The organism is Kribbella antibiotica, from assembly GCF_004349055.1.
GTDB classification, from domain to species: Bacteria; Actinomycetota; Actinomycetes; order Propionibacteriales; family Kribbellaceae; genus Kribbella; species Kribbella antibiotica.
In genome coordinates this window covers 1-13,565 of record NZ_SMKX01000204.1, presented here as the reverse complement: position 1 = coordinate 13,565, position 13,565 = coordinate 1, and the positions used below count along the sequence as shown (strand labels likewise).

13 protein-coding genes are annotated in these 13,565 nt (G+C 67.9%); 4 read left to right on the top strand and 9 right to left on the bottom strand.

Annotation, left to right across the window (positions count from 1 at the left end):
* The first annotated feature begins 391 nt into the window (after positions 1–391).
* Complete coding sequence (locus tag E1263_RS38730; protein ID WP_132176807.1) at positions 392–1,267, top strand: type IV toxin-antitoxin system AbiEi family antitoxin domain-containing protein; 876 nt, start codon at positions 392–394, stop codon at positions 1,265–1,267.
* Positions 1,268–1,320: 53 nt separating this feature from the next.
* Here the strand turns inward: E1263_RS38730 and hutI are convergent, their stop codons facing one another.
* From hutI to hutH, 9 genes are all read right to left on the bottom strand, one after another.
* Positions 1,321–2,484 (bottom strand): imidazolonepropionase, encoded by a 1,164-nt coding sequence (gene hutI / locus E1263_RS38725; protein ID WP_132176805.1) that lies wholly within the window; start codon positions 2,482–2,484, stop codon positions 1,321–1,323.
* On the bottom strand, positions 2,481–3,791 hold the full coding sequence (locus E1263_RS38720) for a formimidoylglutamate deiminase (RefSeq protein ID WP_132176803.1): 1,311 nt from the start codon (positions 3,789–3,791) through the stop codon (positions 2,481–2,483). The genes hutI and E1263_RS38720 overlap by 4 nt, the downstream gene beginning before the upstream one ends.
* Entirely contained in the window at positions 3,788–4,999 is a 1,212-nt protein-coding gene (locus E1263_RS38715; protein WP_238161961.1) for an allantoate amidohydrolase, read from the bottom strand. Before E1263_RS38715 ends, E1263_RS38720 begins: the two co-directional genes overlap by 4 nt.
* The gene (locus tag E1263_RS38710; RefSeq protein ID WP_132176801.1) at positions 4,996–5,928 is read right to left on the bottom strand and encodes an ABC transporter substrate-binding protein; all 933 of its coding nucleotides are present in this window, start codon (positions 5,926–5,928) and stop codon (positions 4,996–4,998) included. Before E1263_RS38710 ends, E1263_RS38715 begins: the two co-directional genes overlap by 4 nt.
* A gap of 21 nt (positions 5,929–5,949) precedes the next feature.
* On the bottom strand, positions 5,950–6,660 hold the full coding sequence (locus E1263_RS38705) for an ABC transporter permease (RefSeq protein WP_132176799.1): 711 nt from the start codon (positions 6,658–6,660) through the stop codon (positions 5,950–5,952).
* Positions 6,657–7,316, bottom strand: coding sequence for an ABC transporter permease (locus E1263_RS38700; protein ID WP_132176797.1), 660 nt, complete (start codon positions 7,314–7,316; stop codon positions 6,657–6,659). Before E1263_RS38700 ends, E1263_RS38705 begins: the two co-directional genes overlap by 4 nt.
* Entirely contained in the window at positions 7,313–8,314 is a 1,002-nt protein-coding gene (locus E1263_RS38695; protein WP_132176795.1) for an ABC transporter ATP-binding protein, read from the bottom strand. The genes E1263_RS38700 and E1263_RS38695 overlap by 4 nt, the downstream gene beginning before the upstream one ends.
* A gap of 135 nt (positions 8,315–8,449) precedes the next feature.
* Positions 8,450–10,105 (bottom strand): urocanate hydratase, encoded by a 1,656-nt coding sequence (gene hutU, locus E1263_RS38690; RefSeq protein ID WP_132176793.1) that lies wholly within the window; start codon positions 10,103–10,105, stop codon positions 8,450–8,452.
* 16 nt (positions 10,106–10,121) lie between these two features.
* Positions 10,122–11,672, bottom strand: coding sequence for a histidine ammonia-lyase (gene hutH / locus E1263_RS38685; RefSeq protein ID WP_132176791.1), 1,551 nt, complete (start codon positions 11,670–11,672; stop codon positions 10,122–10,124).
* A gap of 116 nt (positions 11,673–11,788) precedes the next feature.
* Here hutH and E1263_RS38680 point away from each other — a divergent pair, with 116 nt between their 5' ends.
* The 3 genes from E1263_RS38680 to E1263_RS38670 form a co-directional block, all read left to right on the top strand.
* Complete coding sequence (locus E1263_RS38680; RefSeq protein ID WP_238161960.1) at positions 11,789–12,679, top strand: GNAT family N-acetyltransferase; 891 nt, start codon at positions 11,789–11,791, stop codon at positions 12,677–12,679.
* Complete coding sequence (locus E1263_RS38675; RefSeq protein ID WP_132176789.1) at positions 12,676–12,882, top strand: hypothetical protein; 207 nt, start codon at positions 12,676–12,678, stop codon at positions 12,880–12,882. The genes E1263_RS38680 and E1263_RS38675 overlap by 4 nt, the downstream gene beginning before the upstream one ends.
* A 23-nt stretch (positions 12,883–12,905) precedes the next feature.
* On the top strand, positions 12,906–13,565 hold a 660-nt coding region (locus E1263_RS38670; protein WP_132176787.1), incomplete at its 3' end, for an IclR family transcriptional regulator.

The following is a 13,565-nucleotide window of genomic DNA, read 5'->3' as shown; positions in this document are numbered from 1 at the left end:
CCACCACCGTCGGCACCTCGTCGTACAACCCCGCCAACGCCGGCCCGATCCCCCGCAACAGCTCCCCGTCCCGCCACCACCCCGTCACATCAGCCGACCACCTTCAATTCCCCCGATCCGCCCGCCACCGAAACGCCTCTTTCAACCGCCCCTGAATGTCCATAGACCCAGAGTGGCGGATCACCGCGGGCAGCGCACCGGGGTTTCCGGGAGCGGACGCTGGGCCGTGGCTCGGGCTGCCGCACCGCCCCCACTGATCAAGTCGTCCGCGCCGCGCGCGCTCACGCTCGGGCGAGCTGCTCCCGGCGCCTCAGCCGGTGTTGACCAGTGCTGGGGATCCGCCTGTGGATAACGCCCGACGTCCCGCGACAGAAATCGCCATGATGAACGCATGGCAGACATCGTCGAGGTTCTCAGCAAGCGCGGAGGTGTCGCGACCTTCGGAGACCTGCGAGTCCTGGTGCCCGCTCGGGCGATCCGGGCCGCGCTGTGCGGCGGCGAGATCCGTCGGGTGTCCAAGGGCGTCTACGCGCTTCCGCAGGCGCCGCCAGCCTTGGCCGCCGCACGCAGCCACGGAGGTGTGGTGTCGCACCTGAGCGCCGCACAACATTGGGGCTTCGGCGTTATCAACGCGCCGCTGCTGCCGCACGTCACGCTGCAGCCCAAGCAGGTCCGTCGCCGGACAGGACTGCCGTGCACGCTGCATTGGGCGGACGTCCCAGCCCTCGACGACGTCACCACACCGATCCGCACGGTGCTCGACTGCATCCGCACGTTGCCACTCGCCGAGTCCTTGGCGGTGTCAGATTCGGCCTTGCGCTCCGGTGCCCTGAGTGAGGACGAGCTACTGGACGCCGCGGCCAGGCTCCGGGGCCCACATCGGAGACGGATCCAGCGGGTCGTCAGCCTGGCCGACAAGCGCGCCGAATCGGTACTGGAGTCCGCGTTGCGAGCGATCACGATCGAGGCGGGCTTCGAAGACTTCGTTCCCCAGGTCCCGGTCCAGGACCGGGACTTCTCCGCGCGGATCGACCTGGCAAACCTCCGGCTGCGTCTCGGTCTGGAGGCCGACGGCTTCGAGCATCACGGCAGTCGCCAGGCACTCGCCAAGGACTGCCGCCGGCACGTGCAGCTGACGATTCGCGGCTGGCGGATCCTGCGGTTCAGCTGGGAGGACATCATGTACGACCAGGAGTGGGTGGTCCATGCAGTGCGGCAGGCAAGCGGACTTCCCCCACTGGCCAACCGCATCCTGCTGGCCGCCTGAGCAGCTCGCCGAGCGGAGCGCACGGTCGGGAGTGGGCTTGATCAGTGTGGGAGCTACACCGGCCGGCCACCCACGAAGGTCTGGGTGACCAGCGGCACCCCGGGGCGGTAGGCGAGGTGAAGGTAGGACGGGGCGTCCAGTACGGCGAAGTTGGCTTGGGCGCCGGGGGTTAGGTGGCCGATGTCGGGGCGGCGGAGGGATTTGGCGCCGCCGGCGGTGGTGGACCAGAGGGCTTCGGCGGGGGTCATGTGCATGTCGCGGACTGCCAGGGCGATGCAGAACGGGATCGAGGAGGAGTAGCCGGAGCCGGGGTTGCAGTCGGTGGCCAGGGCTACAGTGACGCCGGCGTCGATGAGGCGGCGGGCGTTCGGGTACGGCGAGCGGGTGGAGAACTCGATCGCCGGGAGCAGGCCGGCGACTACGCCCGTTTGGGCGAGGGCGTCGATGTCGGCGTCGGTCAGGTAGGTGCAGTGGTCGGCGGCAGCGGCGCCGAGCTCGCAGGCCAGTTGGACGCCAGGGCCTTCGCCGAGCTGGTTGGCGTGGACGCGGGGCTGGAGGCCGCGCGCGATGCCGGCTTTCAGGATGGTGCGGGCCTGGTCTTCGTCGAAGGCGCCGCGTTCGACGAAGACGTCGATCCACTTCGCGTGCCCGGCAACCGCATCGAGCATCGGGCCGGTGACGAGGTCGACGTAGCCCGCCGGGTCGTCGGCGTAGTCGGCCGGCACGACATGCGCACCCAGGTATGTCGTCTCGTCGGTGAACTGCCGCGCGATCTCCAGCCCCCGCGCTTCGTCCGCAACCGTGAGCCCGTACCCCGACTTGATCTCGACCGTCGTCGTGCCCTGCCGCCGCATCTCGGTCACGAGCCGCGCAACATTCGCCGTCAGTTGCTCGTCCGTCGCCTGCCGGGTCGCCGCAACCGTCGTCCGGATCCCACCCGCCGAGTACGGCGTCCCGGTCATGCGCGCCGCGAACTCCTCGGCCCGGTCCCCCGCGAACACCAGATGCGAATGCGAGTCGACGAACCCCGGAATGACCGCGCGCCCCGCGACGTCAATCGCACTATCTGCAACAGGTGCAGCCGAACGCGAACCGGCCCAAGCGACCTGGCTGCCCTCAATCACGAGTGCTGCATCAAGAATCTCGCCGAGCAACCCACCCTGCGTCGGATCGTTGGTCACCAACGAACCGATCCCGGTCACCAGGAGAGAGCTCATGTTGTCACCGCTCCGATCGACGCGGCCAGCTCGGCGGGCACATCCAGTTTCACATGATTGCCACTAGCAACGAGATGACGGCCGTCCGCAACCACGTCGGTGACGTCGGCGGCTGAAGCGGCGAAGACGGCGGTCTCGACGGTCCCGCCGGTCCCCGCCGTACGAATGCTGTCGAGCCGTACGGCGACCAGGTCGGCGCGCGCACCCACCTGGATCGTTCCGGCGTCGGCGAAACCGATCGACCGATGCCCGTCCGCGGTCGCGGCGGTGAACAGCTCGGGCGCCGACCAGTGTCCGCGTTCCTGCGATGCCAGCCGCTCATTGAGCTCGACTGCGCGCATCTCCTCGAAGAGGTCGATCACCGCGTGACTGTCCGAGCCGAGCGTCAGCCGCGACCCGGCGTCTCGCAGTGCGACGGATGGGCCGATGCCGTCGGCGAGGTCGCGTTCGGTGGTCGGGCAGAAGCATGAGTACGTCGCTGAGTTTCCGAGCAGCCCGACGTCGACCGGAGTCAGGTGCGTCGCGTGGACCGCGCTCGTCCGCCCGCTCAGGAACCCAGCCTCGTCGAGCACCTGGGACGGCGTCCGCCCGTAGGCGTCGAGGCAGGTCGTGTTTTCCGCGACCTGCTCGGAGAGGTGAATATGCAGCGGGGCATCAGGAAACGCCGCAGCGACCGCCCCGAGCTGATCCTGCGGAACTCCGCGGATCGAGTGCGCGGCCGCGCCGATCACGACATCGTCCGAGCCCTTCAGCGCTGCGACGCGAGCAGCCCAAGCCGTCGCGTCACCGTCACTGAACCGCTGCTGGACCTCGTTGAGCGACTGGTCGATTCCGCCAGCTAGATAACAGGTATCGAGCAAGGCGATCCGCAGTCCGACATCAGCGGCCGCCGCGATAAGAGCAGAGCCCATCGCATTCGGGTCGTCGTACCGGCGACCGCCCGGCGCGTGGTGCAGGTAGTGGAACTCGCCGACCGCGGTGATCCCGGCCAGCAGCATCTCGCCGTACACAGCGCGCGCCAAGGCGTAGTACGTGTCAGGAGTCAGAGCGGACGCGACGGCGTACATCTGCTCGCGCCAAGTCCAGAACGTCCCGCGCTCCGTCTGCGTCCGGCCGCGCAGTGCGCGGTGGAACGCGTGACTGTGGCAGTTCGCGAGACCGGGGACGACGAGGCCTCCCAGCCGCACGGCATCACCGGGTTGAGCGTCGGCCGAGACCGCGGTGATGCGGCCGTCGGCGACGGTCACCAGGACGCTCGAGGCGACGCCGGTGGGGAGGAGGGCGGTCGAGCACCAGTACGACGTCACTGCGCGAGATCCTTCAGTACGGCGGCCAGCGCCTCGACGCCGGCCAGACAGTCGTCCTCCTCGGCATACTCAGCCGGTGAGTGCGAAATGCCGGTCGGATTGCGGACAAACAGCATGGCGGTCGGAATCCCGGCCGCCGAAAACACCCCGGCATCATGGCCGGCGCCGGTCGGCAGCACCGGCGCGCCATCCAGCACGCCGACCAGCCGATCGCGAAGCCCTACTGGGAAATCGACGATCGGCGACACCGACTCCGGTACGACGGCCACCGTCGTACCGTCGCGTTCCGCCCGCTCGACCGCCTGCCGAGTGATTGCTGCGAGCAACGATTCGAGTGTGGCGTCGTCAGCAGCACGAGCGTCCAGCCAGGCGATCACCTTCGAGGGCACCGCATTCGTCCCGTTCGGCTCGATCGACAACCGGCCGAAAGTGGCACGCGCACCAGCGAGGCGCGCCTGCTTGTTGGCGGCGAGCGCGGTCATCGCGTAGGTGAGCATCGGGTCGTGCCGGTCCTCCATCAGCGTGGTGCCGGCATGGTTCGCCTCACCCTCGAAGGTGAACCGATACCGCCCATGCGGCCAGATCGAGCTGGCCACACCAACTGGCGCCGTCAGCCCGCGTCCCTGCTCAACATGCAACTCGACGAACGTCCCCATCCGCTCCAGCAATGGCGAAGGCCCAACGCCTGCAGGATCAGTCCCGGCAGCCTCCAACGCACGAGCCAGCGACACCCCCTGCCGGTCCGTCAACGCCAGAGCCTTCTCAGCCGTCAAAACCCCAGCCGCAACCCGCGACCCCAGGCAAGGCATCCCGAACCGGGACCCCTCCTCCTCCACAAAAGCCCCAACCCCAATGGGCACAGACGGTGTGAAGCCGTCGCGCCGCAACTGGTCAACAGCCGCCAGCGCCGACACCACTCCAAGAGGCCCGTCGAAGGCGCCCCCGTCGATCACCGAGTCAAGGTGACTTCCGGTCACGACTCCCCGACCGGAAGGTGGATGGCCAAGGTCAGTCCCCCGCGGGTCCCACCAGGCGATGAGGTTGCCGATGCCGTCCGATTCCACCGTCAGGTCGCGGGTGGCGCACTGATCGAGGAACCAGGCTGTGGCTTCGCGTTCGGAGGGGGTCCAGCCGCCTCGGGTGTAGCCGCCGGTTTCGGCGTCTCGCCCGATGGCGGACTGGTCCGCCCACAGTTTTTCGAAACTCAAGACAGCGGGTTCTTCGACAGCCAGTCCTTGGCGACCGCGTCGGCGCTCTCGGAACCGCCGCCGATGCGCTTGACCATGTCGGTCAGGCCTTCGGTGGTGAGCTTGGCCTGGATCGCGTTCAGCGTTGTGACGACGTCAGGAGCCTTGTGGTCGGTGCGGATCAGCGGAACGATGTTGTTCGGCAGGTGGATGTGCTCCGGGTCCTCGAGCACGACCAGGTTGTTGTCCTTGATCGCCGACTGTGTCGTGAAGAACTGGGTGACCTGGATCTGGTTGTCCAGCAGCGCCTTCAGGCTCAGCGGGCCACCCGGGTCGAGCGACTTGAACTCCTTGAACTCGATGCCGTAGACCTCCTTCATCCCGGCCACGCCCGCCTTGCGGGTCTTGAACTCGGGACCGCCACCGGCGACCAGGTCCTTACCGACGGCCTTGAGGTCGGCGAGCGACTTCAGGTTGTACTTGTCGGCGGTCGCCTTGGTGACCACGACCGCGTCCTCGTCGGTGGCCGGCGACTTGTCCAGCACCTCGAGACCCTTCGGCAGGGCCGGCTGGATCGCCTTGTAGACCGCCTCGGCCTCGTTCTCCGGGGCGTCCTTCTTGAAGTAGACCAGTGTCGAGCCCGTGTACTCCGGGAGCAGGTCGATCGACTTGTCCTGGATGGCGGCCATGTAGACCTCACGGGCGCCGATGTTGAGCTTCTTACTCACCTTGATGCCCTTGGCAGCCAGCGCCTGGGCGTAGATCTCGGCGAGCAGCTGGCTCTCGGGGAAGTTGGCCGACCCGACCGTGATCGAGTCGACCTTGGCCGGGGCGGAACCGCCCGCGTCGCCACCGCCCGCCAGCGGGTCACCGCCGCCGTTTCCGCAGGCCGCGAGGCCGAGCACGGCCGTCGCGGCGATGGCACTGCGGATGAAGGTTCTTCTGAACACGGGATCCTCCAGAGTCCGTTCTCAGTTCGCGCCGGCCGGTGCCGGTGCAGTTGAGGTATTGATGTTTTTGCGCCGCCGGCCGGTCAGTCCGGCCGAAACCGCATACCGCCCGATCAGGGCGAAGGCCAGGTCGAGCACGATCGCGAGCAACGCAACCAGTACGGCGCCCGCCAGCATCTGCGGGAAGTCCCGTACCCCCAGTCCGTCAATCACATACCGCCCGAGCCCGCCGAGTGCGACGAAGGCCGCCACGGTCGCGGTCGAGACGATCTGCAGGGTCGCACTGCGCAGCCCCGAGATGATCAGCGGCAACGCGATCGGGATCTCCACCTTGGTGAGGATCTCCCGCCCGGTCATACCCATCCCGCGCGCTGCGTCGATCGTCGTACGGTCGACTCCAGAGACGCCCGCGTACGTCGAGGCGAGGATCGGCGGGATGCCGAGCACCACCAGCGCGATGATCACCGGAAGCTTGCCGATGCCGATCAGCAGCACGATCAGCGTGAGCAGACCGAGTGTCGGCAGCGCCCGCCAGGCGTTCACGGTGTTGATGGCGACGAACGCCCCGCGCCGGGTGTGCCCGATCAGCAGGCCGATCGGGAACGCGATGACGGCCGCGATCAGCAGCGACAACAGGGTGTAGAGCAGGTGCTCCTGCAGCCGCGTGGGGATACCTTCGGAACCCGACCAGTTCACCGAGTCGCCGAGGAAGTCGAAGAGGCCCTGGATCATACGGTCGCCTCCTTGACCGGTGCGACCGCTCGGGCCCACGGCGTCAGCAGCCGCTGCAACCCGACCAGCAGCACGTCACAGATCAGTGCGAGCGCCAGCGAGAAGATGATGCCGACCACGATCGGCGTCAGGAAGCCGCCCTGGAAGCCGAGCGTGAACAACTCGCCGAGCCCACCGATGCCGATGATCGCACCGACGCTCACCATCGAGATGTTCGCGACCGTGACGACGCGCAGCCCGGCGAAGATCACCGGGATCGCGATCGGCAGGTCGATGGTCAGCACCCTTCGCAGGGTTCCATAGCCCACCGACACTGCGGCCTGCAGAACGTCTTCGGGCACGGACCGCAGGCCGTCGATCACGTTCCGGATCAGCAGCGACACCGCGTAGATCGTCAGCGCCACGATGATGTTGACCGGGGACAGGATCCCCGTCCCTAGGACCGCCGGCAGCACGATGAACAGGGCGATCGACGGCAGCGAGTACAGCACGCCGCCGAGTGCCACGAGCGGATTCGCCAACCAGCTGAACCGCGTGGCGACGTACCCGAGAGGTAGTGAGATGACCAGCCCGAGGACCATCGGGATCAGCGCCAGATAGAGATGCTCGCGCAACTGGTCCCAGATCATCGGCCAGTTGTCGCCGATCCAGGTCATGGGCGCAACGCTTCCGTCAGGGCGCCGTAGTCGATGACGCCGACCGCCTTGCCTGTCTCGTCGACGCAGACACCCTTGCCGACCGGCGAGGTCAGCACGGCATCCAGCGCGGCGCGCAACGAGTCACCCCGCTGGAAGGTCGCGCCCACCAGCTCCAGCTTGGCCGCGCCGTTCGCCCAGCCCACCGGCGATCCGTCCGCAGCCACGGTCAGCTCAGCCGGTACGTCGGCCAGCGGCAACTCGTCAGCCGTCACGAACGTCAGCGCGCGGTAGCCGCGGTCCTTGCCGATGAAACCCTCGACGAAGTCGTCGACCGGATTCGCCAGCAACTCCGACGGCGGTGCGAACTGGGCCAGTTTGCCGCCCACTCGCAGTACGGCGATGTTGTCACCGAGCTTGATCGCCTCGTCGATGTCGTGCGTGACGAACACGATCGTCTTGCCGATGTCGCGCTGCAGCCGCAGCAGCTCTTCCTGCAGCTGGTCGCGCACGACCGGGTCGACGGCGCTGAACGGCTCGTCCATCAGCATGATCAGCGGGTCGGCCGCGAGCGCCCTGGCCACGCCGACTCGTTGCTGCTGGCCCCCGGACAGCTGGGCCGGATACCGCTCCGCGAGCTTGAGGTCGAGACCGACCCGCTCGAGCAGCTCCATCGCCGTACTGTGTGCTTTGCGTTTGTCCCAGCCGAGCAGCTTCGGCACGGTGGCGACGTTCTCCACCACGGTCTTGTGCGGGAACAGCCCGGCGTTCTGGATCACGTAGCCGATGCCGCGGCGCAAGGTGACGGCGTCCTTGCTGTTGATGTCCTCGCCATCGATCGAGATCGTCCCGCTGGTGCGCTCGATGGTGCGGTTGATCATCCGCAGCGACGTGGTCTTGCCGCAGCCCGAGGGCCCGACGAACACGGTGATCTCGTTGCTGGGGATCCGCAGGGACAGGTTGTCGACGGCCACGGTGCCGTCCGGATACCTCTTGGTGACGTCCTCGAACTCGATCATGGCGCCCCTTCGCGCTTGTCGTCCGTCGCCCGAATGACCCTAGCGGACCGATCCCCCAAAAACTCTGGATGAGCCGGAATCTCGGTCCGCGGGAAAGTGCACCATAACGGTAGGGAATTGACCGGTCGCAGCCGGTCAGGACTCCTGCATCGGAATCCGCACCCCACGCTCGGCGGCGACGCGTTCTGCACTGTCATATCCGGCGTCGACATGGCGGATCACGCCCATGGCCGGGTCGTTGGTGAGCACGCGCTCCAGCTTCTGCCGGGCCAGGTCGGTGCCATCGGCAACCGAAACCTGACCGGCGTGGATGGACCGGCCCATGCCGACGCCGCCGCCTTGGTGGATCGACACCCAGGACGCGCCGGACGATACGTTCACCATCGCGTTCAGCAACGGCCAGTCCGCGATCGCGTCCGAGCCGTCGAGCATTCCTTCGGTCTCGCGGTACGGCGAGGCCACACTGCCGGTGTCCAGGTGGTCCCGGCCGATCACGATCGGAGCCTCGAGCTCACCCGAGGCGACCATGTCGTTGAACCGCACGCCGGCCTTGTCCCGCTCACCCTGACCGAGCCAGCAGATCCGCGCCGGCAGGCCCTGGAACGCGACCCGCTCACCCGCCATCTTGATCCAGCGGGTCAGGTGCTCGTTGTCCGGGAACAGATCAAGGATCGCCTGATCGGTCTTCGCGATGTCCCTCGGATTCCCCGACAGCGCCGCCCAGCGGAACGGGCCCTTGCCCTCACAGAACAGCGGCCGGATGTAGGCCGGAACAAACCCCGGGAACTCGAAGGCCCGCGAGTACCCGGCCTTGCGAGCCTCGTCGCGGATCGAGTTGCCGTAGTCGAACACCTCGGAGCCGGCGTCCTGGAAGCCGACCATCGCCTCGACGTGCCGCGCCATCGACTCCTGCGCACGCTCGGTGAAGCCCGCCGGGTCCTTCTCGCGAGCAGTCACCCAGTCGTCGAAGTCGACACTCACGGGCAGGTACATCAGCGGGTCGTGCGCCGAGGTCTGGTCGGTGACGATGTCGATCGGGGCGCCGCGCTTCAGCAGGTCCGGAACGATTGTGGCCGCGTTGCCGAGCACACCGATCGACAACGGTTTGCGGGCTTTGCGCGCCTCTTCGGCCAAGGACAGCGCTTCGTCGACAGAAGACGCCCGTACGTCGAGGTAGCGGTGCTCGATCCGTCGATCGATCCGGCTTGAGTCGACGTCGATGCAGATCGCGACCCCGTCGTTCATCGTGACGGCCAGCGGCTGCGCGCCACCCATGCCGCCGAGTCCCGCGGTCAGCGTGACCGTGCCCGCGAGCGTGCCGCCGAACTTCTTCGCAGCCACCGCAGCGAAGGTCTCGTAGGTCCCCTGCAGGATCCCCTGGGTGCCGATGTAGATCCACGACCCGGCCGTCATCTGGCCGTACATCGTCAGACCCATCGCCTCGAGCTTGCGGAACTCCTCCCAGTTGGCCCAGTCGCCGACCAGGTTCGAGTTCGCGATGAGCACGCGCGGCGCCCACTCGTGGGTCTGCATCACACCGACCGGACGACCCGACTGGACCAGCATGGTCTCGTCGGCCTTCAGGGTGGTCAGGGTGCGAACCATCGCGTCGAACGAGTTCCAGTCCCGGGCAGCCTTACCGGAACCGCCGTACACGACGAGCTCGTCGGGGTGCTCGGCAACCTCGGGGTCGAGGTTGTTCTGCAGCATCCGCAGGGCGGCTTCCTGCTGCCAGCCTTGGGCGGTCAGCGTCGTACCGCGGGCGGCGCGCACAGGACGGGGTCCGGACATGGGTGATCCAGCCTTTCTAGAGGAGCGGGCCGGTGACGGCCTCGGCCTGGGTGAGGTAGGTGCCATTGGCAACGAGTTGGACGGAGTGCTCGATCTCCGGGGACAGGTGACGGTCGGTTCCCGGACCTTCGACGTACACCCGAAGGGCATCCCGTACGGCGGCGGTGGCCGGTGAGGGCGTGAGCGGCGCGCGCAGGTCGAGCGCGCGGGCAGCGGTCAGGATCTCGATCGCGAGCACCCGCTGGAGCCCGTCGATCGACTTGCGCAGCTTGCGGGCGGCCGACCAGCCCATCGAGACGTGGTCTTCCTGCATCGCGCTGCTCGGAATCGAGTCCACACTGGCCGGTACGGCGAGCCGCTTCAGCTCCGACACGATCGCAGCCTGCGTGTACTGCGCGATCATGTGCCCGGAGTCGACGCCGGGATCGTCGGCCAGGAAGGCGTTCAGCCCGTGGTTGCGGGACACGTCGAGGAAACGATCGGTACGCCGTTCGCTGATGCTCGCGAGGTCTGCAACAGCAATCGCGAGGAAGTCGAGGACGTAACCGACCGGGGCACCGTGAAAGTTGCCGTTGGACTCGACCCTGCCATCAGCCAGTACGACGGGGTTGTCGATCGCCGAGGCTAGTTCGCGCTCGGCGACCATAGTTGCGTGCGCGGCCGTGTCGCGAACGGCACCGTGGACCTGGGGTGAACACCGCAGCGAATAGGCGTCCTGGACGCGGTTGCAGTCGGGGCCGCGGTGGCTGGCGACGATGCCGCTGTCGGTCAGGATCGTGCGCAGGTTGGCCGCGGAAACGCTCTGCCCGAACTGCGGGCGCAGGGCGTGCAGGTCGGCCGCGAAGACGCGGTCGGTGGCGAGCTGACCCTCGACGCTCATCGCGGCCGCGATGTCAGCGGTCTTCACCAGGCGATCAAGGTCGGCGAGCGCGAGCACCAGCATGCCGAGCATGCCGTCGGTGCCGTTGATCAGTGCCAGACCTTCCTTCTCCGCAAGGACGACCGGTTTGAGACCGTTGGCTTCCAGCGCCTCGCCGGCGTCGCGAAGGTTGCCCTCGGCATCGCGAACCTGACCTTCACCCATCACCGCGAGGGCGACGTGGCTCAGCGGCGCGAGGTCGCCGGAGCAGCCGAGGCTGCCGTATTCGTGCACGATCGGAGTCAGCTTGGCGTTGAGGAGACCGGCGTACGCCTGAGCCGTCTCGACCTTCACGCCGGTGCGACCGGTCGCGAGGGTGGACAGTCGGAGCAGCGCGAGGGCGCGGACGACCTCGGTCTCGACCTCGGGTCCCGAGCCGGCCGCGTGGGAGCGAACCAGGCTGCGCTGCAACTGGGCGCGCAACTCGGGCGCGATGTGCCGCGTCGCGAGCGCTCCGAACCCGGTCGAGACGCCGTAGTGCGGGGTCTCGGCGTGCGCCAGGCCCTCGATCACGGCCCGCGACTTCGCGATCTCCTCGAGCGACTGATCACTGATCCGGACCTGAGCGCCGTACCGCGCCACCGCAACCACATCGGCCGCCGACAGCGGCCCAACTCCGACGATCACCGTGCTGCTGGTCTGTTCCACTCGCTCATTGGACCCCCTCCAGTCATCTACGGACACCCGATCACGCCCCAGTTCCGTCTCAAACCCGAGACATCTCCCGCCACCTCGTGGACCTTCGGCGGCATTACGGTGGGTGCATGGTGTTCGAAATTCGTACGGCGGAGCCCGCGGATGCAGTGGGGATCGCGGCGGTGTGGGCGGCAGCGATGCCGCATCTGGTGATGAGCGCGCGAGCTGTCGAGGCAGGGCTGCGCAACAACCCGAACCGGGTGGTCCTGGTCGCGACCAGCGGTTCCGAGATCGTCGGCTACGGCAACATCTACCTGCCGGACGCGCCCGGAGCCCGAGTCCGAATCACCGTGCTGGTGACGCCGGAACACCGCGGCGCCGGGATCGGCTCTGCCCTCGCCGAGCGCATCACCACCCGCTCGGCCGAGACCGGGGCGGCTTCACTCCTGGTCGTCGTGTCGGACGACGACCAGTCCCGCGACTTCGCCGTACGACGTGGGTTCGTCCTCGGCCGCGAATTGAGCCATGCGTCGGCCGACCTGAGCGCCGTACCGGATGCCCCGCCGGTCCCGAACGGCCTCCGGGTGGCCGACTTCGACGCCGTGACTCCCCGCGCACTCTGGGATGCCCTGGCCGCCTCGGCGCACGACGACCCCAGTGGGCTGTCCGAGGCCCCGCCGTACGACGAATTCCTCGCCGTCGACTGGAATCACCCGGAACTGCGCCGCGACCTGAGCATCGTCGTACTGGATGGCGACACGGTGCTGGCCTTCGCCACCACCACGGTGGATCCGGAACGCAAGGTCATCTGGTCAGCCTCGACCGGAACCATCCCCGCCGCGCGAGGCCGCGGCCTCGCGAAACTGGTGAAGGCGGTCGCCCTGGGACGCGCCCGGGACGCCGGACTGATCACGGCTGTCACCGGAAACGATGCGGACAACCAGCCGATGCTGGCCGTGAACAAGTGGCTCGGATACCAGCGCGGCGGCTCGGCCTGGACCGCGGAGAAGGTGCTTTGATCCGCCTTGCGCTGACCCTGCTGTTCTTTCTCGGGCTGTCGATCGGCGTCGGGTTCCTGCTCGGTGGCGACTACTTCGACTGGGCCGTGGCGGGCGGCCTGTTCGCCTTCGCGGTCGTCGGCGAACTGCTGCGCTGGAGGCTGCGACGGCGGCCGACGCACGCGCCGCAGAAGAATTCAGCTCGCCAATCGTCCGGAATCTGAGACTGCCCGGTTACCCTGCCGTTGTGAGCGGCAACGTTCCCGCCTCGACCCGAACCCTACGGGTGCTGACGTTCCTGGCGACCCAGCCCGGACCGGTACCGATGGAGCGCATCGCCTCCGCGGTCGGCCTGCCACGCTCATCGACGTACCACTTGCTGCGGGCAATGATGGACGAGAGCTTCATCGTCCACCTCCCCGAAGAGAAGCGCTACGGCCTGGGCGTCGCCGCCTTCGAGATCGGTTCCGCCTACCTCCGCCACGATCCTTTGGAGCGCCTGGCAAGGCCGTTGTTAGGCCAGTTGGTCGCCGAGATCGGCCAAACCGCCCACCTGGGCGTCCTCCACGGCCGAGAACTCGTCTACCTACTCAAAGAGCAACCCCCACGCCCCGTCACCCTCGTCACCGACGTAGGCGTCCGGCTCCCCGCCACCCTCACCGCCTCCGGCCGAGCTCTCCTCGCCGAACTCCCCCCGGCCCAGGTCCGAGCCCTCTTCCCCACCCCCGAGTCCTTCGTCCGCCGCACCGACCAAGGCCCCGAATCCCTAACCCAGCTAAGGCGCCTGCTGTCCGACGAAAAACGCCAGGGCTACGCCTTCGAAGAAGGCCACATAACCCCCGGCGTCTCTTCCCTAGCCGCAGCCGCCCTGGACCACGCCGGCCACCCAGCCGCCGCCATCTCTGTC

Excerpts from the sequence above, each read along its gene's own strand:
- E1263_RS38730 (WP_132176807.1), top strand. The coding sequence starts at position 392 with ATGGCAGACATCGTCGAGGTTCTCAGCAAGCGCGGAGGTGTCGCGACC.
- hutI (WP_132176805.1), bottom strand. The coding sequence starts at position 2,484 with ATGAGCTCTCTCCTGGTGACCGGGATCGGTTCGTTGGTGACCAACGAT.
- E1263_RS38705 (WP_132176799.1), bottom strand. The coding sequence starts at position 6,660 with ATGATCCAGGGCCTCTTCGACTTCCTCGGCGACTCGGTGAACTGGTCG.
- E1263_RS38700 (WP_132176797.1), bottom strand. The coding sequence starts at position 7,316 with ATGACCTGGATCGGCGACAACTGGCCGATGATCTGGGACCAGTTGCGC.
- E1263_RS38695 (WP_132176795.1), bottom strand. The coding sequence starts at position 8,314 with ATGATCGAGTTCGAGGACGTCACCAAGAGGTATCCGGACGGCACCGTG.
- hutU (WP_132176793.1), bottom strand. The coding sequence starts at position 10,105 with ATGTCCGGACCCCGTCCTGTGCGCGCCGCCCGCGGTACGACGCTGACC.
- E1263_RS38680 (WP_238161960.1), top strand. The coding sequence starts at position 11,789 with ATGGTGTTCGAAATTCGTACGGCGGAGCCCGCGGATGCAGTGGGGATC.